This is a genomic window from Acidovorax sp. GW835-FHT14B10 (assembly GCF_058793725.1).
The window spans coordinates 68,654-86,651 of the sequence record NZ_JBXAGC010000003.1; the positions used below are offsets into that span (position 1 = coordinate 68,654).

At 66.2% G+C, this 17,998-nt stretch carries 14 protein-coding genes; 8 read left to right on the plus strand and 6 right to left on the minus strand.

Annotated elements, in window-relative coordinates:
* Nucleotides 1-20: 20 nt before the first annotated feature.
* Both AC1Q5S_RS03705 and AC1Q5S_RS03710 read right to left on the minus strand, forming a co-directional pair.
* Complete coding sequence (locus AC1Q5S_RS03705) at nt 21-668, minus strand: YiaD family glycine zipper/OmpA-like lipoprotein (RefSeq protein ID WP_303833661.1); 648 nt, start codon at nt 666-668, stop codon at nt 21-23.
* Nucleotides 669-822: 154 nt separating this feature from the next.
* Nucleotides 823-960 (minus strand): hypothetical protein, encoded by a 138-nt coding sequence (locus AC1Q5S_RS03710; protein ID WP_162143879.1) that lies wholly within the window; start codon nt 958-960, stop codon nt 823-825.
* On the opposite strand from AC1Q5S_RS03710, the gene mltA reads away from it, so the two are divergent.
* Entirely contained in the window at nt 959-2,113 is a 1,155-nt protein-coding gene (gene mltA / locus AC1Q5S_RS03715; protein WP_492238355.1) for a murein transglycosylase A, read from the plus strand. The two genes, AC1Q5S_RS03710 and mltA, sit on opposite strands and share 2 nt — an antisense overlap.
* Nucleotides 2,114-2,146: 33 nt before the next feature.
* Here mltA and AC1Q5S_RS03720 read toward each other — a convergent pair whose 3' ends face one another.
* Entirely contained in the window at nt 2,147-3,862 is a 1,716-nt protein-coding gene (locus tag AC1Q5S_RS03720; RefSeq protein ID WP_492238356.1) for an MFS transporter, read from the minus strand.
* Nucleotides 3,863-4,012: 150 nt separating this feature from the next.
* Nucleotides 4,013-4,498, minus strand: a complete 486-nt coding sequence (locus AC1Q5S_RS03725; protein WP_492238357.1) for an Lrp/AsnC family transcriptional regulator — start codon at nt 4,496-4,498, stop codon at nt 4,013-4,015.
* 166 nt (nt 4,499-4,664) lie between these two features.
* Here AC1Q5S_RS03725 and AC1Q5S_RS03730 point away from each other — a divergent pair, with 166 nt between their 5' ends.
* The 5 genes from AC1Q5S_RS03730 to AC1Q5S_RS03750 all read left to right on the plus strand — a co-directional run bounded on the left by AC1Q5S_RS03730 (nt 4,665) and on the right by AC1Q5S_RS03750 (nt 14,320).
* A complete protein-coding gene (locus AC1Q5S_RS03730) occupies nt 4,665-8,291 on the plus strand; it encodes an indolepyruvate ferredoxin oxidoreductase family protein (RefSeq protein ID WP_422203773.1) in 3,627 nt (1,208 codons plus the stop codon).
* Nucleotides 8,292-8,580: 289 nt separating this feature from the next.
* Nucleotides 8,581-8,916 carry a preprotein translocase subunit YajC gene (yajC, locus tag AC1Q5S_RS03735; RefSeq protein ID WP_026435549.1) on the plus strand — a complete coding sequence of 112 codons (336 nt, stop codon included), beginning with the start codon at nt 8,581-8,583 and terminating at the stop codon, nt 8,914-8,916.
* 156 nt (nt 8,917-9,072) lie between these two features.
* Nucleotides 9,073-10,956, plus strand: a complete 1,884-nt coding sequence (gene secD / locus AC1Q5S_RS03740) for a protein translocase subunit SecD (RefSeq protein WP_303833655.1) — start codon at nt 9,073-9,075, stop codon at nt 10,954-10,956.
* A gap of 92 nt (nt 10,957-11,048) precedes the next feature.
* Nucleotides 11,049-12,002 (plus strand): protein translocase subunit SecF, encoded by a 954-nt coding sequence (gene secF / locus AC1Q5S_RS03745; protein WP_422203771.1) that lies wholly within the window; start codon nt 11,049-11,051, stop codon nt 12,000-12,002.
* A 17-nt stretch (nt 12,003-12,019) separates the two neighbouring features.
* On the plus strand, nt 12,020-14,320 hold the full coding sequence (locus tag AC1Q5S_RS03750; RefSeq protein WP_303833653.1) for a DUF1631 domain-containing protein: 2,301 nt from the start codon (nt 12,020-12,022) through the stop codon (nt 14,318-14,320).
* Between the two features lie 27 nt (nt 14,321-14,347).
* Here AC1Q5S_RS03750 and dprA read toward each other — a convergent pair whose 3' ends face one another.
* Nucleotides 14,348-15,502, minus strand: a complete 1,155-nt coding sequence (dprA, locus tag AC1Q5S_RS03755) for a DNA-processing protein DprA (RefSeq protein WP_422203768.1) — start codon at nt 15,500-15,502, stop codon at nt 14,348-14,350.
* A 60-nt stretch (nt 15,503-15,562) separates the two neighbouring features.
* On the minus strand, nt 15,563-16,765 hold the full coding sequence (locus AC1Q5S_RS03760; RefSeq protein ID WP_303833651.1) for a LysM peptidoglycan-binding domain-containing protein: 1,203 nt from the start codon (nt 16,763-16,765) through the stop codon (nt 15,563-15,565).
* Between the two features lie 200 nt (nt 16,766-16,965).
* On the opposite strand from AC1Q5S_RS03760, the gene def reads away from it, so the two are divergent.
* Complete coding sequence (gene def / locus AC1Q5S_RS03765; protein ID WP_303833650.1) at nt 16,966-17,475, plus strand: peptide deformylase; 510 nt, start codon at nt 16,966-16,968, stop codon at nt 17,473-17,475.
* A complete protein-coding gene (locus tag AC1Q5S_RS03770; RefSeq protein WP_422203765.1) occupies nt 17,472-17,978 on the plus strand; it encodes a hypothetical protein in 507 nt (168 codons plus the stop codon). The genes def and AC1Q5S_RS03770 overlap by 4 nt, the downstream gene beginning before the upstream one ends.
* Nucleotides 17,979-17,998: the final 20 nt, after the last annotated feature.

The following is a 17,998-nucleotide window of genomic DNA, read 5'->3' on the forward strand; positions in this document are numbered from 1 at the left end:
GTGCGCCGCTGCGTGCCGCTTTAGCCGCGGGGACGCTCACCCACGTAAATTTCGACCCGGCGGTTGCGGCTGCGGCCCTGTGCCGTGTCGTTGGTGGCAATGGGCTGGCGCTCGCCCATGCCTTCGATGGAGATGCGGCGCCCGTCAACGCCCCGGCCGGTGAGGTAATTGCGCGTGCTGGCCGCGCGTTCCAGCGACAGCGGGTTGTTCACGGCATCGCTGCCGGTGTTGTCGGTGTGGCCGATGATGCGCACGTCCGTATTGGGGTTGTTGCGCAAGCCGTCAGCGAAGCGGTCGAGCACCGGGGCAAAGTTGGACTGGATGTCCGAGCGGCCCACGGCAAAGGAGATATCGCTCGGGATATCCAGCTTGAGCTGGTTGTCCTGCGTCTGGGTCACGGCGATGCCCGTGCCCTGGGTGGCCTGCTCCATCTCGCGCTTTTGGCGCTCCATGTTCTGCGACCAGATGTAGGTGCCCAGGGCGCCCACGCCGGCACCCACCACGGCACCGGTGCCCGCGCGGCCGCCCGTGGCAGAACTGAGCACTGCACCCGCCAGCGCCCCCACGCCTGCGCCCGTGGCGGTGCGGCGCTGGGTATCACTCATCTCGGCGCAACCGGTGGCCAGGATGACAACGGCGGCGACGCCGGAAAGAAGGTATTTGCGCATGGCTAGGCTCCTTGTAAATGATGGGACGGCGTACAAATCCGATACGAACTCGGCCGATACGAACTCGGCACTTTGACTCTACGCCTTCGCAAGCATATCGGCCAGCCTGCGCGCCTCGTGTAGGACGAAAGCTTGCGAACGCCAGCCCGTGCATTCATTGCGCGGGCGGGTCGGTGCCGTCGTCCGGCGGCGCTTTCAGCTCGCCCCGCTGGCGACCCGAAAACATCGTCCACCAGACAATCAGCACCAGCACCACCAACGCCAGCAACGCTTCAAGCAAAATCAGCCCCATGAAATTGACACTCCTGCGCCTTGTGACGACGGCGCTCATTGTAGGAACGCTGGCGGCCTGCTCCACCCCGCCCACGCCAAGCCCCACGCGGCCCGGGGCCATCCCCGCGCCGCCCACCGCCGGCATGGCCCTGCCGGGCGACACCGCACCGCTGCCGCCAGCCATGGCGCAGCCCAGGAGCCGCTGGGTGCCCGTGCGCTGGGCCGAGCTGCCCGGCTTCGCCGACGACGCCCTGCACGAAGCCTGGAACGCCTGGATCAAGGGCTGCGAGCGCCCGGCGCCCGCCTTCGCCCCCCTGTGCAGCGAAGTGCGCCAGCTCAGCATTGCCAGCACCGAAGAGCAGCGCGCCTGGATGGTGCAGCGCCTGCAGCCCTACCGCGTCGAGGCCGCCGATGGCAATGCCGAAGGCCTGCTCACCAGCTACTACGAGCCCATGATCGACGCCGCACGGCAGCCCGGCAACGGCTACACCGTGCCGGTATACGGCCTGCCCGCCGGCCACGGCGCCCGCAAGCCCTGGTACACGCGCCAGCAGATCGACACCCTGCCCGAGGCCCAGGCCGCGTTGCAGGGCCGGGCGATTGCCTGGCTGCGCGACCCGGTCGAATCCATGGTGCTGCACATCCAGGGCTCGGGCCGGCTGCAGATCACCGAGGCCGACAGCCGCATCACCACCGTGCGCGTGGCCTACGCCGGCACCAACGACCAGCCCTACCAGAGCGTGGGTCGCTGGCTGCTGGACCAGGGCGCAACGCGCGATGCCACCTGGCCGGGCATCCGCGCCTGGCTGGCGCAGAACCCGCAGCGCACCAACGAGCTGCTGTGGAGCAACCCGCGCTATGTGTTCTTTCGCGAAGAGCCCTTGAGCCCGCTGGACGCCCGGTTCGGCCCGCGCGGCGCGCAGGGCGTGCCCCTCACGCCCGGCCGCTCGATCGCCGTGGACCGCCAGAGCATTCCCTATGGCACGCCGGTATGGCTGGCCTCCCGGGGCCCGCAGGTCTCGATGCAGCGCCTGGTGATGGCGCAGGACACCGGCAGCGCCATCGTGGGCGCGGTGCGGGCCGACTATTTCGCCGGCTGGGGCGCCGAGGCGGGCGAGCTGGCGGGGCGGCTCAAGCAGGGCCTGCGCCTGTGGGCGCTGTGGCCGCGCTGAGCCGGCCGCATCGAAGCGAATGCCCTTGCAGCCTCAGCGCTCCATGAGGTAGCGCACCACCTCGGGGGGCGATTCGCCCCGGTGGAACGCCAGCTTGCGCTCGCGCAGCGCCACATCCGACGCGGTCACCCGGTCAAAGCGGCGCAGGTGCTCGGTCCAGGACTCGTCCACGATCTGCTCCACATAGCGCGCCGGATCGGCCAGGTCGTGCAGCAAATCGCACGACAGCGCCCCTTGGCGCAGGCGGCTGCGGCGGCTTTCTTGCATGAGGGTGCGAAATTCCGTGGCGCGCGCCGGGTCGATGGTGTAGGCGATGGTGACCACCACGCGCCCGGCCTCGGGCGGAGTGGCCGCCACGGGCGCCTTGAAGGCCTGGGAAGGGCTGAGGTCCTCTTCCATGTGGCGGTCGGTCACCAGGCGCTGCACCAGGGCCATGGCGATCACGCCGGTCAGAGCGGCCAGCGCCAGGCTCAGGTGCACCGACGCCACCGTGGCCACCTGCCCCCACAAGGCGGCGCCCAGCGCGGTGGCGCCCATGATGGCCATCTGGAAGATCGACATGCCGCGCGCGCGCACCCAGTTGGGCAGGGCCAGCTGGGCCGACACGCTGAGCGAATTGGCCGTGGTGATCCACGCCATGCCCGCCAGCACCATGGCGGGCACGGCCATATAGACATTGGGTGCCATGGCCATCACCGCCATGGCGGCGGCCTGCAGCAGCGTGCCCCGGCGCACCAGCACATCGCGCGCCATGGCCTGGCGCAGGCGCGGCAAAAACATGGCCGCCACGATGGCGCCCGCCCCCATGGAGGCGAGCAGCAGCGTGAACGTGCCCGCGCCACCGCCGTCGAGCCCCTTGGCCACCAGCGGCAGCAGGGCCATCAGCGCCGTGGCGTTCAGGAAAAACACGGCGATGCGCCACAACACGGCCCGCATGCGCGGCGACTGGTGCACGAACTGCAGGCCCACGCGCATGGCACTGGGCAGCTTTTCGCGGCCCAGCGGGCTGGGCACATGGGCGCGCTTCCAGCGCATGATCACCAGGCCCGACACCACCGACAGCACGGCGTTGAGCACAAACACCCAGGCGCTGCCGGCGCTGGCGATGATGGCGCCCGCCAGCAGCGGACCGATGATGCGCGAGGCGTTCATGGCCACGCCGTTGAGTGCCAGCGCCGCGGGCAGCTGCGGGCGGCTGACCAGCTCGGGCACGATGGCCGAGAACACCGGCCAGCGCATGGCCAGGCCGATGCCGTTGGCAAAGGTCAGCGCCAGCAGCAGCGGCGCCGTCATGCCACCGGCCAGCACGGCCACGCACAGCACCAGCGCCACGGCCGCCACCCAGAACTGCGTGGTGATGAAGTAGCGCCGCCGGTCCAGGATGTCGGCCAGCGCCCCGCTGGGCAGGCCCAGCAAAAAGACCGGCAGCGTGGACGCCGACTGCACCAGCGCCACCAGGATGGGCGACGAGGTGAGCGTGGTCATGAGCCAGGCGGCCGCCACGTCGTTCATCCACATGCAGGTGTTGGCCGCCACCCAGGTGAGCCAGAGCATGCGGAACACCGGCACCGACAGCGGCGCCAGCGGCGAAAGAGAGGCCCGCTGGGCCGCGCTTTCGCCCAGCCTGGCGGTGGCGGCCTCTTCGGCGCCCCGGGCGGCGGCGGCCACATCGGCCGGCGACGGGGAGGAATCAGGGGATGGGACGGAAAAAACGCCGTGGGCGCTGTCGTGGGGCGGCTGTGGAGGCATGGCCCGCCATTGTGCTGCGTAAGGGCGCGGAGCGCAGCGCCCGCCTGCGCAACCCGGAGTGGACCAGGGTCTGGTTTTCGTTGCAACTGGAGCCAAAACAACCTGCAGCGCCTTACCGGAAATCGCCACGAGCTATTAAATAAATAGCATTCAGGGGCGCCATCGCGCCAGGTGCGTGAGCGGCAAGGCGCTGCTGTCCTTCACCTCGCCCAGCGAAAAGCTGGTGTGCATGTCTTTCACATTCGGCAAATTGAGCAGCACATCGCGGGCAAACAGCGAGAAGCTGTCCAGGTCGCGTGCCACCACCTGCAGCTCGAAGGTGCCGGTGCCGCTGATGTAGTGGCAGGACACCACTTCGGGGATCTTCCGGATGGCCACTTCCATCGCACGGGTCAGGTTGCCCGTGCTGCGGTCGGCGTCCAGCCGCACGAAGGCCAGCACCCCCAGGCCGATCTTGTGCCGGTCGATCTCGGCGTGGTAGCCCTTGATGAAGCCTTCTTCCTCCAGCGCCCGCACACGCCGCCAGCAGGGCGCGGCCGACAGGCCCACGCGCTGGGCCAGTTCGGCGTTGGTCAGCCGGGCGTTGGCCTGCAGTTCGCCCAGGATGGCGAGGTCAAATTTGTCCAAACTATGCATGATTTTCAGATTCTAAGAAAGATCCTTTCTGAATCGAGGGTAAACGTGGCATGAAAACGAAAGCACATAGCGCGTCACAGTGCCTAAACTGCCTGCAAAGCCATTCCACGCCAAGGGGCTGCCCACCCGGCGGCCTTTTGGCACGCCCCCCTTCTGGAGCACCACCATGAACGCCCCCCTGCCCGAGCACATCCGCAAAGCACTGGAAACCGTCACGCTCGACGACAAATACACCCTGGGCGGAGGCCGGGCCTTCATGAGCGGCGTGCAGGCCCTGGTGCGCCTGCCCATGCTGCAGCGCCAGCGCGACGCCGCAGCGGGCCTGAACACCGCCGGCTTCATCAGCGGCTATCGGGGCTCGCCGCTGGGCACGTATGACCAGTCGCTGTGGGCCGCCAAAAAGCACCTGGCCGCCAACAACATCGTCTTCCAGCCCGGCGTGAACGAGGAACTGGCCGCCACGGCGGTGTGGGGCACCCAGCAGCTCGACCTGTACCCGCAAAGCAAGAAGTTCGACGGCGTGTTCGGCATCTGGTACGGCAAGGGACCGGGCGTGGACCGCTGCTCGGACGTGTTCAAGCACGCCAACATGGCTGGCACGGCCCGGCATGGCGGCGTGATTGCAATCGCGGGCGACGACCACATCAGCAAGAGCAGCACGGCCGCGCACCAGAGCGACCATATCTTCAAGGCCTGCGGGTTGCCGGTGTTCTTCCCGAGCAACGTGCAGGACATTCTGGACATGGGCCTGCACGCGTTTGCCATGAGCCGCTTTTCGGGCGTGTGGTCGGGCATGAAGACGATCCAGGAGGTGGTGGAGTCGTCCAGCAGCATCAGCGTGGACCCGGATCGCGTGCAGATCATCCTGCCCGAAGACTTTGCCATGCCACCGGGCGGCCTGCACATCCGCTGGCCCGATGCGCCGCTGGAGCAGGAGGCGCGCCTGATGGACTACAAGTGGTATGCGGCCCTGGCCTATGTGCGCGCCAACAAGCTCAACTACAACGTGATCCAGGGCCCCAGCGACCGCTTCGGCATCATCGCCAGCGGCAAGGCCTACAACGACACCCGCCAGGCCCTGGTGGACCTGGGGCTCGATGACGACACCTGCCGCCAGCTCGGCATCCGCGTGCACAAGGTCAACGTGGTGTGGCCGCTCGAAGCCACCATCACGCGCGACTTCGCGCAGGGCCTGCAGGAGATTCTGGTGGTGGAAGAAAAGCGCCAGGTCATTGAATACCAGATCAAGGAAGAGCTCTACAACTGGCGCGCCGACGTGCGCCCCAACGTGCTGGGCAAGTTCGACGAGGTCGAGGGCGACAACTCGGGCGGCGAGTGGTCCATGGCCAACCCCGGCCAGAACTGGCTGCTGCGTGCCAAGGCCGACCTCACGCCCGCCATCATCGCCAAGGCCATTGCCAAGCGCCTCAAGAAACTCGGTGTGCCCGGCGACACCATCGCCCGCATGGATGCGCGCCTGGCCATCATCGAGGCCAGCGAACGCGCCATGGCCGCGCTGACGGTGGACACAGGCGAGCGCGCCCCATGGTTCTGCAGCGGCTGCCCGCACAACACCAGCACCCGCGTGCCCGAGGGCTCGCGCGCCGTGGCCGGCATTGGCTGCCACTACATGACGGTGTGGATGGACCGCAGCACCAGCACCTTCACGCAGATGGGCGGCGAAGGCGTCAGCTGGGTGGGCCAGGCGCCGTTCACCAAGGACGCACATGTGTTTGCCAACCTGGGCGACGGCACCTACTTTCACAGCGGCCTGCTGGCGATTCGCCAGAGCATCGCGGCGGGCGTGAACATCACCTACAAGATTTTGTACAACGATGCCGTGGCCATGACCGGCGGCCAGCAGGTGGGCGAGCGGCCCGAGGGGCATTCGGTGGCGCAGATTGCGCACAGCCTGCGCGCCGAGGGGGTGGTGAAACTGGTCGTGGTCACCGACGAGCCCGAGAAATACCACGGCCGCACGCACCGGCTGGACAGCAGCGCCGTGCGCGCCGGCCACCCCGAACTGATCAACGACCTGCCGCCCGGCGTCGAGGTGTTTCACCGCGACGAGCTCGACCGCATCCAGCGCGAATTCCGTGCAATCCAAGGCTGCACGGCGATCATCTACGACCAGACCTGCGCCACCGAAAAGCGCCGCCGCAGGAAACGCGGCTCCCTGGTCGACCCGGCCAAGCGCGTGGTGATCAACGAGCTCGTCTGCGAGGGCTGCGGTGATTGCTCGGTGCAGTCCAACTGCCTGTCGGTCGAGCCCGTGGAAACCGAGTTCGGCCGCAAACGCCGCATCAACCAAAGCACTTGCAACAAGGACTATTCCTGCCTCAAGGGTTTTTGCCCGAGCTTTGTGACCGTGGAAGGCGGCCAGCTCAGGAAGCCCAAGAAGGAGAAAAAGGGCGATCTGTCTGCGCTGCCCGCCATCCCCGAGCCCGTGCTGCCGGTGGCCGAAAGCGCCTGGGGCATCGTGGTGGGTGGTGTGGGCGGCACGGGGGTGATCACCATCGGCTCACTGCTGGGCATGGCGGCGCACCTCGAAGGCAAGGGAGTGGTCACGCAAGACGCCGGTGGCCTGGCGCAAAAGGGCGGTGCCACCTGGAGCCACATCCAGATCGCCAACCGGCCCGACGCCATCTACACCACCAAGGTCGATACCGCCAAGGCCGACCTGGTGATCGGGTGTGATTCCATCGTGGCCGCCCACAAGTACACGCTGGCCGTGATGCAGCCGGGCCGCACCTTCGTGGCGCTCAATACGCACCGCACGCCCACGGCGGCGTTCGTGACCAACCCGAACTGGCAGTTCCCGGGCGCCAACTGCGACAGCGCCATCGCGGCGGCTGTGGGCGCAGGTGGCGTGGGCAGCTTCGACGCGGAGCAGGTGGCCACGCAGCTGCTGGGTGACAGCATCTACACCAACCCGCTGATGCTGGGCTACGCCTGGCAAAAGGGCCGCGTGCCCCTGACCCTGGCCTCGCTGATGCGCGCCATGGAACTCAATGGCGTGCAGGTGGACAACAACCAGGCCGCGTTTGAATGGGGCCGCCGCTGCGCCCATGACCTGGCCTCGGTGCAGGCGCTGTTTTCCGCGGCGCAGGTGATCCAGTTCGTCAAGAAGCCGTCGCTGGCCGAAATGGTGGGCAAGCGTGTGGAATTCCTCACCGGCTACCAGAACGCCGCCTACGCCGCCGACTACCAGGCCTTTGTCGAAAAAGTGAAGGCGGCCGAAGCGAAGCTGGGCACCACCACCCGCCTGTCCGAAACCGTGGCCCGCTATCTTTTCAAGCTCATGGCCTACAAGGACGAATACGAAGTGGCGCGCCTGCACACCGACAAGGCCTTCACGGACAAGATCGCCGCCATGTTCGAGGGCGACTACAAGCTGGTGCACCATCTCGCACCGCCCCTCGCGGCGAAGAAAAATGACAAGGGCGAACTGGTCAAGCAGCCCTATGGCCCCTGGATGCGCAGCGCCTTTGGCCTGCTGGCAAAGCTGAAAGGCTTGCGCGGCACCGCGCTGGACATCTTCGGCAAGACCGGCGAGCGCCGCATGGAGCGCGCCCTGATCGGGGAATACCGCGCCTGCATCGACGAGCTGCTGGCCGGCCTCACCCCCGAGAAGTTGCCACTGGCCGTGGAGATTGCCAGCATCCCCGAAGGCATCCGCGGCTATGGCCATGTGAAGGAGCGCCACCTGAAGACGGCGCGCCCGAAATGGGACGGCCTGATGGCGCAATGGCGCGGCGGCCAGACGACCGCGCCCCGGCGCCAGGCGGCCTGAGCCGGTGCCATGGCCCGCGGCGCCCGGGAGCGGCGCGGGTCGCAACTATCAAAAAGAGAGCTTGTAGCGCTTACCCACTCAGCGCAAAAGGCACTTTTCTTCACTAATTTCCGCGCTCCCTCGGCAGATCCACCTTGGGCGGCTAACACCCGGCACCGGCCTGGGTCTTAGCCCTTGGGCGCCGGGCGGGGGCCCGCATACAATGGTCCGTTTCGCCCCGGCAGGTGCGTGTCAAGCGTGTCTGCGGCGGGTTGTGTGTGTTTTGACCATCCATAGTGGAGTCCTGTCCGTGTTTATTTCTTCTGCTTTCGCCCAGACCGCTCCTGCCGCCGCCACGGGTGGCGGTGACATCATGTCCTCGCTCACGGGCATGCTGCCCCTGGTGCTGATGTTCGTGGTGCTGTATTTCGTCATGATCCGCCCCCAGATGAAGCGCCAGAAAGAGCACCGCGCCATGATCGACGCCATTGCCAAGGGCGACGAAGTGGCCACGGCCGGCGGCATCATCGGCAAGGTCACGCGCCTGTCCGAAGGTTTCCTGCACATCGAGATCGCCAGCGGTGTGGAAGTGCAGATCCAGCGCAGCGCCGTGGCACAGGTGCTGCCCAAGGGCACGGTCAAGTAAAGATGCACATTCCCCTGAGCGGCTGCGCCGCTTCCCCCTTCTCTCGCGCAATGCGCGCGAAGGGGGACGATGCCGGTGGCCTGGCAAAGCCAGTTCCACGGCATCCCTGGCAGGGGCTGGCGCCATGCGCCATGGACAACTGAGTAGAGCGCGATCATGAACCGTTACCCGGTCTGGAAGTACGCGATCCTGGTGATCGTGCTGCTGGTAGGTGCCCTGTACACCCTGCCCAATTTCTTCGGCGAAGCGCCTGCTGTGCAGGTTTCGTCTGCCAAGGCCACCGTCAAGGTGGATGCGGCCGTGCAGCAGCGCGTGGAGGAGGTGCTCAAGGAGGCGGGCGTCACCCCTGACCTCGTGACGCTCGAAGGCGGCTCGGTGCGCGCACGCGTGGACACCCCCGACACCCAGCTCAAGGCGCGGGACGCGATCCAGAAGGCCCTGGTGCCCGACCCCGCCAATCCCTCGTACATCGTGGCGCTGAATCTGGTGTCGCGCTCACCGGCCTGGCTCACGGCCCTGCATGCGCGCCCCATGTACCTGGGGCTGGACCTGCGCGGTGGCGTGCACTTCATGCTGCAGGTGGACATGCAGGCCGCGCTGACCAAGAAGGCCGAGTCCTATGCGGGCGACATCCGCACCGCGCTGCGTGACAAGAACATCCGCCATGGCGGCATCAGCCGCGACGGCCAGGCCATCGACATCAAGGTGCGCGACGAAGCCACGCAGACGGCAACCCGCAACCTGATCTCCGACCAGTTCACCGACCTGCAGACCGTCAGCACGCCCGAGGGCAGCGAATTCAGGCTGCGCGCCACCATCAAGCCCGAAGCCACGCGCCGTGTGCAGGAACAGGCGCTCAAGCAGAACATCGTCACCCTGCACAACCGGATCAACGAACTCGGCGTGGCCGAACCCGTGATCCAGCAGCAGGGCCTGGACCGCATCGTGGTGCAGCTGCCCGGCGTGCAGGACACGGCCAAGGCCAAGGACATCCTGGGCCGCACCGCCACGCTGGAGGTCCGCCTGGTGGACGAAGGCACCGAAGCGCGCTCGGCGGAAGCCGGCCGGGGCCCGGTGCCGTTTGGCTCCGAGCGCTACCTGGAACGCAGCGGCCAGCCTGTCATCGTGAAAAAGCAGGTCATCCTGACCGGCGAAAACCTGACCGACGCCCAGCCCGGCTTCGATGGGCAGACCCAGGAACCCACCGTCAACCTCACGCTGGATGCCAAGGGCTCGCGCATCTTCCGCGACATCACGCGCGAAAACATCGGCAAGCGCATGGCCATCGTGCTGTTTGAAAAGGGCAAGGGCGAGGTGGTCACGGCCCCCGTGATCCGCTCCGAAATCGGCGGCGGCCGCGTGCAAATCTCCGGCCGCATGACCACGGCCGAGGCCAACGACACCGCACTGCTGCTGCGCGCCGGCTCGCTGGCCGCACCCATGGAGATCATCGAGGAATTCACCATCGGCCCGAGCCTGGGCGCCGACAACATCGAGCGCGGCATCCACAGCGTGGTCTGGGGCATGGTGGCCGTGGCCGCCTTCATGTGTGTGTATTACCGGCTGTTTGGCGTGTTCTCCACGCTGGCGCTTTCGGTGAACGTGCTGCTGCTGCTGGCCATCCTGTCGATGCTGCAAGCCACACTGACACTGCCCGGCATTGCCGCCATGGCACTGGCGCTGGGGGTGGCGATCGACTCGAACGTGCTGATCAACGAGCGCATCCGCGAGGAGCTGCGCGACGGCATGTCGCCCCAGGCGGCCATCCACGCGGGCTACGAACGTGCCTGGGCGACCATTTTGGACTCCAACGTGACCACGCTGGTCGTCGGTCTGGCGTTGCTGGCGTTTGGCTCGGGGCCCGTGCGCGGTTTTGCCGTGGTGCACACCATCGGTATCCTGACCAGCATGTTCTCGGCCGTTTTCTTCTCGCGCGGCGTGGTGAACCTCTGGTATGGCCGCCAGAAAAAGCTCAAGAGCATGTCGATCGGACAGGTCTGGAAACCAGACGCCGACTCCGCCGTGGCCAAGACCAACTAAAGGAGGAAGACCATGGAATTCTTAGTTCCAGCATCACATGCGCTGCGCGCATATGGGCTTCCTCTGAAAACTCCAACCAAGGAATAAAAATCATGGAGTTTTTCCGCATCAGAAAAGACATCCCCTTCATGAAGCACGCGTTGGTTTTCAACGCGATCTCCTTCATCACCTTTGCGCTGGCCGTGTTCTTCCTGATCACGCGCGGCCTGCACCTGTCGGTCGAGTTCACCGGCGGTACGGTGATGGAGGTGGCTTACAGCCAGCCGGCAGAACTGGCCAAGGTGCGCGAGACGGTCTCCGGCCTGGGCTACCCCGATGTGCAGGTGCAGAACTTCGGCACCGCGCGCGACGTGATGATCCGCCTGCCCGTGCAAAAGGGGGTGACCTCTGCCCAGCAGAGCGAACAGGTCATTGCGGCGCTCAAGACGGTTGATCCGGCCGTCACGCTGCGGCGCACCGAGTTTGTCGGCCCGCAGGTGGGCGAAGAGCTGGTGCACGGTGGCCTCATGGCGCTGGCCATGGTGGTGGTGGGCATCGTGGTTTACCTCGCCTTTCGCTTCGAGTGGAAGTTCGGCGTGGCCGCCATCATCGCCAACCTGCACGATGTGGTGATCATCCTGGGTTTCTTCGCGTTCTTCCAGTGGGAGTTTTCGCTCTCGGTGCTGGCGGCCGTGCTGGCGGTGCTGGGCTACTCGGTCAACGAGTCGGTGGTGATCTTCGACCGGATCCGCGAGGCCTTCCGCAAATACCGCAAGATGAACACGCACGAGGTGATCGACCACGCGATCACCAGCACCATGAGCCGCACCATCATCACCCACGCATCGACGGAAGCGATGGTGCTGTCGATGTTCTTCTTTGGTGGACCCAGCCTGCACAACTTTGCGCTGGCGCTCACCATCGGCATCCTGTTCGGCATTTACTCGTCGGTGTTCGTGGCCGCCGCCATTGCCATGTGGCTGGGCGTGAAGCGGGAAGACCTGGTCAAGACAGCCAGGAAAGAGAACGAGGATCCGAACGATCCGAACGCCGGGGCCACGGTCTGACACGCTAGCATTGACGCATGGCTGTCCCCCTCCCTTCCGTTCCGCAGCGTCGACTGGCCCGCCAGGCGCGCCAGAAGTTTGTGGAAGGAGTCTGCGCCGGGTTGCCCGACGTGGACCAGGCGGTTCTGGATTTCCTGACCCAGCTGATGTCCCAGATTGGCACGCAGCGCGAGATGCAGTCGCGGCGCGATGCCTGGCTGCTGTACCAGCAGCACCACGGCGACTGGCTGGCGCGCATGGTCCAGGCCCTGCGCGATGCACTGGCCCCCCCCATCAGCGCGACGCGCGACAGCCGGGCCACTGGCGCGCAGTTCGAGTTGCTCGGCGACGATGTGGTGGAAAACAAGATCGCTGCCTCGCGCATGGCGCTCACGATCACCGAACAGGTCAGCCAGCAGCTCGACACGGTACGTCAGCGAACCCAGTCGCTGGAAGGCCAGGACCTCGACAGCCATGACATTCTGCGCCCCGAGGCCGTCTGCCTGATCGTCGTCGAGCAATGGTGCCATGCAGGCCTGCAGCGCACGGACTTGCTGACCGTGGTGGACCCCCTGCAGCGCGACCTGGCCAACCTGCTGCAAAAGCAGTACCAGGCCGTGAACATGTTCTATGTGGAGCAGGGCATCACCCCGCAAAACAACCTGCGGGCGCGCGTGCGTCGAACCGAAGGCGGTGCAGTGCCCGGCAACGATGGCGGAGCGGGTGGACCGGCATCGCAAGCACCGACGCAAACGCGGGGGGCCCTGGCCGCATCGCGCGCAGCGCCACCGGGGCAATCCCAGCCCCAGGGCATGGGAACGGTCTTCACCACGGGCATGACGCCACTGTCGCGTGCACGCCTGCGGGCGCAGGGCATCATGGGCCAGCTGCGGCGGCTGCTCACGCAGCCCGCCACCGGCATTGACCTGGTCAATGCGCCGCCCGCATCGGTGGCGCTGGCGCATGCCCTCACGGCCCACCGCGTCCAGGCGGACACCTATTACAACGGTGACGCCACGCTCATCGAAGACTACAGCCCCGCCGCGGTGGTCCAGCTGGCGGGCGCAGTCCGGGAGCGATCCACCGAATTGAAGAAGCACGCCTCGACGGCAGGAGAGAAGGCCATCATCGAGGTGGTGGCGCTGATGTTCCAGAGCATTCTGGCCGAGGACCGCATTCCCTCCGCCGTGCGCGTGTGGTTTGCACGCCTGCAGGTTCCGGTGCTGCGCGTGGCGCTGGCCGAACCTGAATTCTTCAGCAACATCGCCCATCCTGCACGCCAGCTCATTGACCGCATGGGGGCGTGCGTCATGGGATTTGATGCCACCACCATCAATGGCAGCACCCTGGAGGCCGAAATTCGCCGCGTGGTGCAGGTGATCGAACAGTATCCCGAGACCGGGCGCCGGGTCTTTCAGCTGGTGTACGACGAATTCGAGAAATTCCTGTCGAAGTTCCTGACCGAAAAGCAGACCACCTCGCGCCTTGTCAGTGTGGCCCAGCAGGTGGAACAGAAGGAAACGCTGGCCATCCAGTACACGATCGAGATGCGCACCATGCTGCGCGACATGCCGGTGCGCGACGAAATTCGGGAGTTCCTCTTCAAGACCTGGGCCGAGGTGCTGGCCCTCTCGGCAGTGCGCGAGGGCCCACAGCACGCCGACACCATCATATTCAAGCGCACGGCCGCCGATCTGGTGTGGGCGGCCAGTGCCAAACCCCATCGCAGCGAACGGGCGCAGGTCATCCAGAGCCTTCCGGGCCTGCTGCAGCGCCTGCGCCAGGGCCTGGTATTGATGGGGGTCGAAGGAGCCGCCCAGGATGCCCAGATCAAGGCGCTGACCGATACCCTGGCCGATGCCTTCCTGTCCAAGACCGCGTCCATTCCGCAGGCCCACATCGACGCCATGGCCAAGCGTCTGGCCAACCTGGAAGACTTCATCGGGGATACCACGCTGGGAGACATGCCGCTCAATGCCGACAACATCGAAATGATGCTCGGTATCGATGCCTCCTCCATCCACGTGATTGCCGACAACGGCGCCCCGGTGGACGATGCCATGGTGGCGTGGGCCCAGGAATTGCAGCGCGGTGCGTGGTTCACACTGGACCACAACGGGGCTTCGGCCCAGGTGCAGTACGCCTGGCAGAGCCAGCGCAAGCAATTGCACCTCTTCGCTGCCACGGACGGCCGCAGCTACCTTATCCAGCTGCGTCGGCTGGCGGCCTACCTGCAGTCCGGGCTGCTGGTGGCACAGGACGAGGAAGGCCTGACCCTGCGCGCCACGCGCGACGCACTGGCCAAGCTGGACGCCAATCCGGAGCGGCTGCTGGACTGACACCCCCAAGCGGCAGAGCACGGCCGCTCAGGCGCTGCCCATGCGTTGAAACAAACCGCCCGGTAGCCGGGCCACGGCACCGGCCAGCTCCAGCTCCAGCAGCTCGACCTGCATGGCGGCGGTGTCCATGCCCGTGCGCGCCATCAGTGCGTCGAGCCCCACCGGATCGAAACCCATCGCCTGCAGCAATGCGCTTTCGGGCGGATGGGCAGGCGCCGTACCAGGAGAAGCCGGCGGTGGTGGCGCCGATGCAGCGGGAAAGTGGAGTTCTTCCAGCACATCCTGCACCGATTCCACCAGTTTGGCGCCCTGCCGAATCAGGGAATGGCATCCGCGCGACTGGGGTGCATGGATGGAGCCCGGAATGGCGAACACTTCACGGCCCTGCTCCACCGCCAGACGGGCCGTAATCAGCGAACCCGATGCCAATGCCGCTTCCACGACCAGCGTTCCCTGCGAAAGCCCCGCAATAATGCGGTTGCGCTTGGGGAAATTGGCCGCCAGCGGCGGTGTGCCCAGGGGGTATTCGCTGATCAGCAGGCCGTGGGCGGCGATGCGCCGTGCCAGCCCCAGATTCTGGCGGGGGTACACCCTGTCAAGCCCGGTGCCGACCACCGCAATCGTGGCGGGGAATGTGGCATCTGCCATTGCGCTGTCCAGCGCCCCCTCATGTGCTGCAGCATCCACCCCCAGCGCCAGCCCGGACACGATGGTCAGCCCCGCCGCGTGCAGCGCACGCGCAAACTGCCGCGCGTTGTCCGCCCCCTGGGCGGTGGGATTGCGGCTGCCCACGATGGCCAGACAACGCCCGGAGGGAAAAGGCCGGGTGGCCCACAACGCCGCCGGCCCGATGCCATACAGCACCAGCGGAGGGTCTTCTGTGTCGAGCAGGGCCTCTGGATAACGTGCATCGCCCAGGGTCAGGAACACCCGTGCAGTTCCGTCTGGCGCCGGCCCCTGAAGCCAGGCCCAGGTGGTCTCCAGTTGCTGCGCCAGGCCCTCGGGAACCTTGCACAGGGCCCGGGCCTGCGCGGGCGTGACGCACTGCCCCAGCGCCCCCTCGGACTGCTGAAAAATGGCGGCAGGAAGACCAAAAGCCGCCAGGAGGCGGCGGGCGGTGCTGCTGCCAACGCCCGGCGTCAGCGTCAGGCGCAACCAGCCGGAGAGTTCATCGATGTCCATGGTCAGGACAGGGGAGACACGCTGGACACCAAGGCCGCGGCATGGCCACCGACGCCCTCCTTATTCGGGATTGACCAGACGGTCACCCACCCGCACGCCGGTGCGGATTTCCAGAATCAACGCGTAGGAAACCCGGTCAAAGGTGCGAAACACCATCACATGGCCATTGCGCTCGCTAGGCAGCTTGATCACCGTCTTCGCGGCATCGGTGGTGTCCTTGAGGCGATCGCCCTTGGTCATGATGTGAAGCACCTGGCCGGCTTCCATGCCGTCCTTCGTGCCCCGGTTGATGGCAATGACCTGGTTCTGTGCGGCGTAGGTCACCGAGTTGCCGCCATAAATCGAGACCACCCGCGCATCGACCTCCATCTGGGGTGCGCGTGGCGTATAGCTGACGAAAGCGCGTGCTGGCGCTGGCAGCAGCCGGTCTCCCGCACGAACCTCTTCCTTGGTCGCAGACAGCTCCACGGTGGCGGGCACGTAGTCATACGCAATGCCGCCCTTGCCATTGGCCGATTCTTCCACCGACTCGCCACGCACCAGCTCTGCCTTGCCGACATATTGCGCTTCGTAACCCAGGATTTCACCCGTCAAAGGGTCCTTGAGGGCAATGGCATCCCGGAACACCCGGTAGTGGCGTGATGCACCGGCTTCCATCCGCAGGGGGCTGGATTCATCGCCCCGGGCATAGGCACGGTCGCCGTCGGCCATCAGCACGCGCTCGTCCACGGTGGCCACGATGCGCGGCGCACGTTGGAGCACCTCGGCGTCCACCACCAGCGGCTCCACCAGGAAAGGCTCGATGAGGTGCGGCTTGAGCGTGGGCAGGGCGGTATCGGCCAGGCTGTCGCTGCGCGTGCGGGGTGACACCCGCACCGTGTCAGGCGCGCCGCGGGCGCTGGTGCGCAGGCGCGCATAACCGCCGTTCTTTTCGAGATAGAGCGTCTGGCCCGGAAAGATCAGATGGGGATTGGGCAGGGCCTGGAGGTTCATGCCCCACAGCTCGGGCCAGCGCCATGGGCGCTGGAGGTACATCCCCGAAATGCCCCAGAGCGTGTCCCCGCGTTTCACCGCATAGGTGTCAGGAGCCCCGGGAGCCAGTTCGGAAAGAGGAACGCCACGTTCGGCCACCTGTTGTGCCGTGGCACGCTGGCCGCTCGAAACAGGATAGTTCTGCGCTTGAACCGGCGCGGCAACCAAAGCGCCGGCAATTACTGTCAACGCACCCAGGGCGGTTCGCCGCACGCTGGTGAATGCCGTCATGTTGTTCCTTTTTTGATGCATTGTGAAACGCCCCCTCACTGGCGCCGCGATCGATTGCCCGATGCAAGCCGCCGGGCAGATACGTTACAAACCGTCTGGGATTTTCTGCTCAAGCCCTTGATTGGGCAACGAATAATGCACCAGGCGGCTGCAGCGCGGGGCAAAAGTGGCGAAAATAGCGACAGCTTTCACCTTCATTCATGGCAATTCTTCCCATTCTCTGTTATCCGGATCCCCGTCTGCACAAGGTCGCTCAGCCGGTCCAGGCAGTGGACGACCGTGTCCAGGCGCTGGTTGCGGACATGCTCGCCACCATGTACGACGCCCACGGCATCGGCCTGGCCGCCACGCAGATCGACGTGCACGAGCGCATCGTGGTCATCGATGTCTCCGAGGAGCGCAACGAACCGCTGGTGCTGATCAATCCAGAGATCGTCTGGGCCAGCCCGGAAAAGCATGTGGGCGACGAGGGCTGCCTTTCGGTGCCAGGCATCTACGACGGCGTGGAACGCTCGGCGGCCGTGCATGTGCGGGCGCTGGATGCGCAGGGGCAATCGCGCACCCTCGAAGCCGAAGGCCTGCTGGCCGTTTGCATGCAGCATGAGATGGACCACCTCATGGGCAAGGTGTTTGTGGAATACCTCTCGCCCCTCAAACGCAACCGCATCAAGACAAAGATGCTCAAGCAGCAAAGAGAAGCACGCGAGTGAGCACCAACGCACTGCGCCGCCTTGGCATCGGCGCCGGTGCGCTGGTTCTGGTGGGGCTGCTGTCAGCCTGTGCCTCGCCGGACCGGGAAAAGCCCGGAGCCAGCCGCGCCGAAGTGCTGTCGCGGCTGGGCCCGCCCTCCAGTGCGACCGCCCTGGAGGGCGGGGCAGAGCGCCTGCTTTATTCCACTCTGCCAGCGGGCCGCCAGGTGTTCCACCTGGACTTCGATGCCGCCGGACGCCTGCAGCGCGTCGAGCAGACCCTCACCTTCGCCCGCTTCTCGGGCATTGCGCTCAACGCATGGACCGTGGCCGACGTCGAGCGCAGTTTCGGCCCGCCGATGCTGGTCGAGCGGGTGGCCCGCTTTGATGGCGATGTCTGGACCTACCGGTTCATGGACGACTACGAACCGCGCATGGCGCACATCCACATCGACCGCGCGGGCACGGTACGCCAGTTGCTCTTCACCGACGACCAACCCGTGGGCGACGACCGGAACCCCTGAGAGCGGTCGCCCGACATTCC

Bases quoted from the DNA above. Each gene is read 5' to 3' on its own strand.
- AC1Q5S_RS03705 (WP_303833661.1), bottom strand. From the start codon at position 668: ATGCGCAAATACCTTCTTTCCGGCGTCGCCGCCGTTGTCATCCTGGCC.
- mltA (WP_492238355.1), top strand. From the start codon at position 959: ATGAAATTGACACTCCTGCGCCTTGTGACGACGGCGCTCATTGTAGGA.
- AC1Q5S_RS03710 (WP_162143879.1), bottom strand. From the start codon at position 960: ATGGGGCTGATTTTGCTTGAAGCGTTGCTGGCGTTGGTGGTGCTGGTG.
- AC1Q5S_RS03720 (WP_492238356.1), bottom strand. From the start codon at position 3,862: ATGCCTCCACAGCCGCCCCACGACAGCGCCCACGGCGTTTTTTCCGTC.
- AC1Q5S_RS03725 (WP_492238357.1), bottom strand. From the start codon at position 4,498: ATGCATAGTTTGGACAAATTTGACCTCGCCATCCTGGGCGAACTGCAG.
- AC1Q5S_RS03730 (WP_422203773.1), top strand. From the start codon at position 4,665: ATGAACGCCCCCCTGCCCGAGCACATCCGCAAAGCACTGGAAACCGTC.
- secD (WP_303833655.1), top strand. From the start codon at position 9,073: ATGAACCGTTACCCGGTCTGGAAGTACGCGATCCTGGTGATCGTGCTG.
- secF (WP_422203771.1), top strand. From the start codon at position 11,049: ATGGAGTTTTTCCGCATCAGAAAAGACATCCCCTTCATGAAGCACGCG.
- AC1Q5S_RS03750 (WP_303833653.1), top strand. From the start codon at position 12,020: ATGGCTGTCCCCCTCCCTTCCGTTCCGCAGCGTCGACTGGCCCGCCAG.
- dprA (WP_422203768.1), bottom strand. From the start codon at position 15,502: ATGGACATCGATGAACTCTCCGGCTGGTTGCGCCTGACGCTGACGCCG.
- AC1Q5S_RS03760 (WP_303833651.1), bottom strand. From the start codon at position 16,765: ATGACGGCATTCACCAGCGTGCGGCGAACCGCCCTGGGTGCGTTGACA.
- def (WP_303833650.1), top strand. From the start codon at position 16,966: ATGGCAATTCTTCCCATTCTCTGTTATCCGGATCCCCGTCTGCACAAG.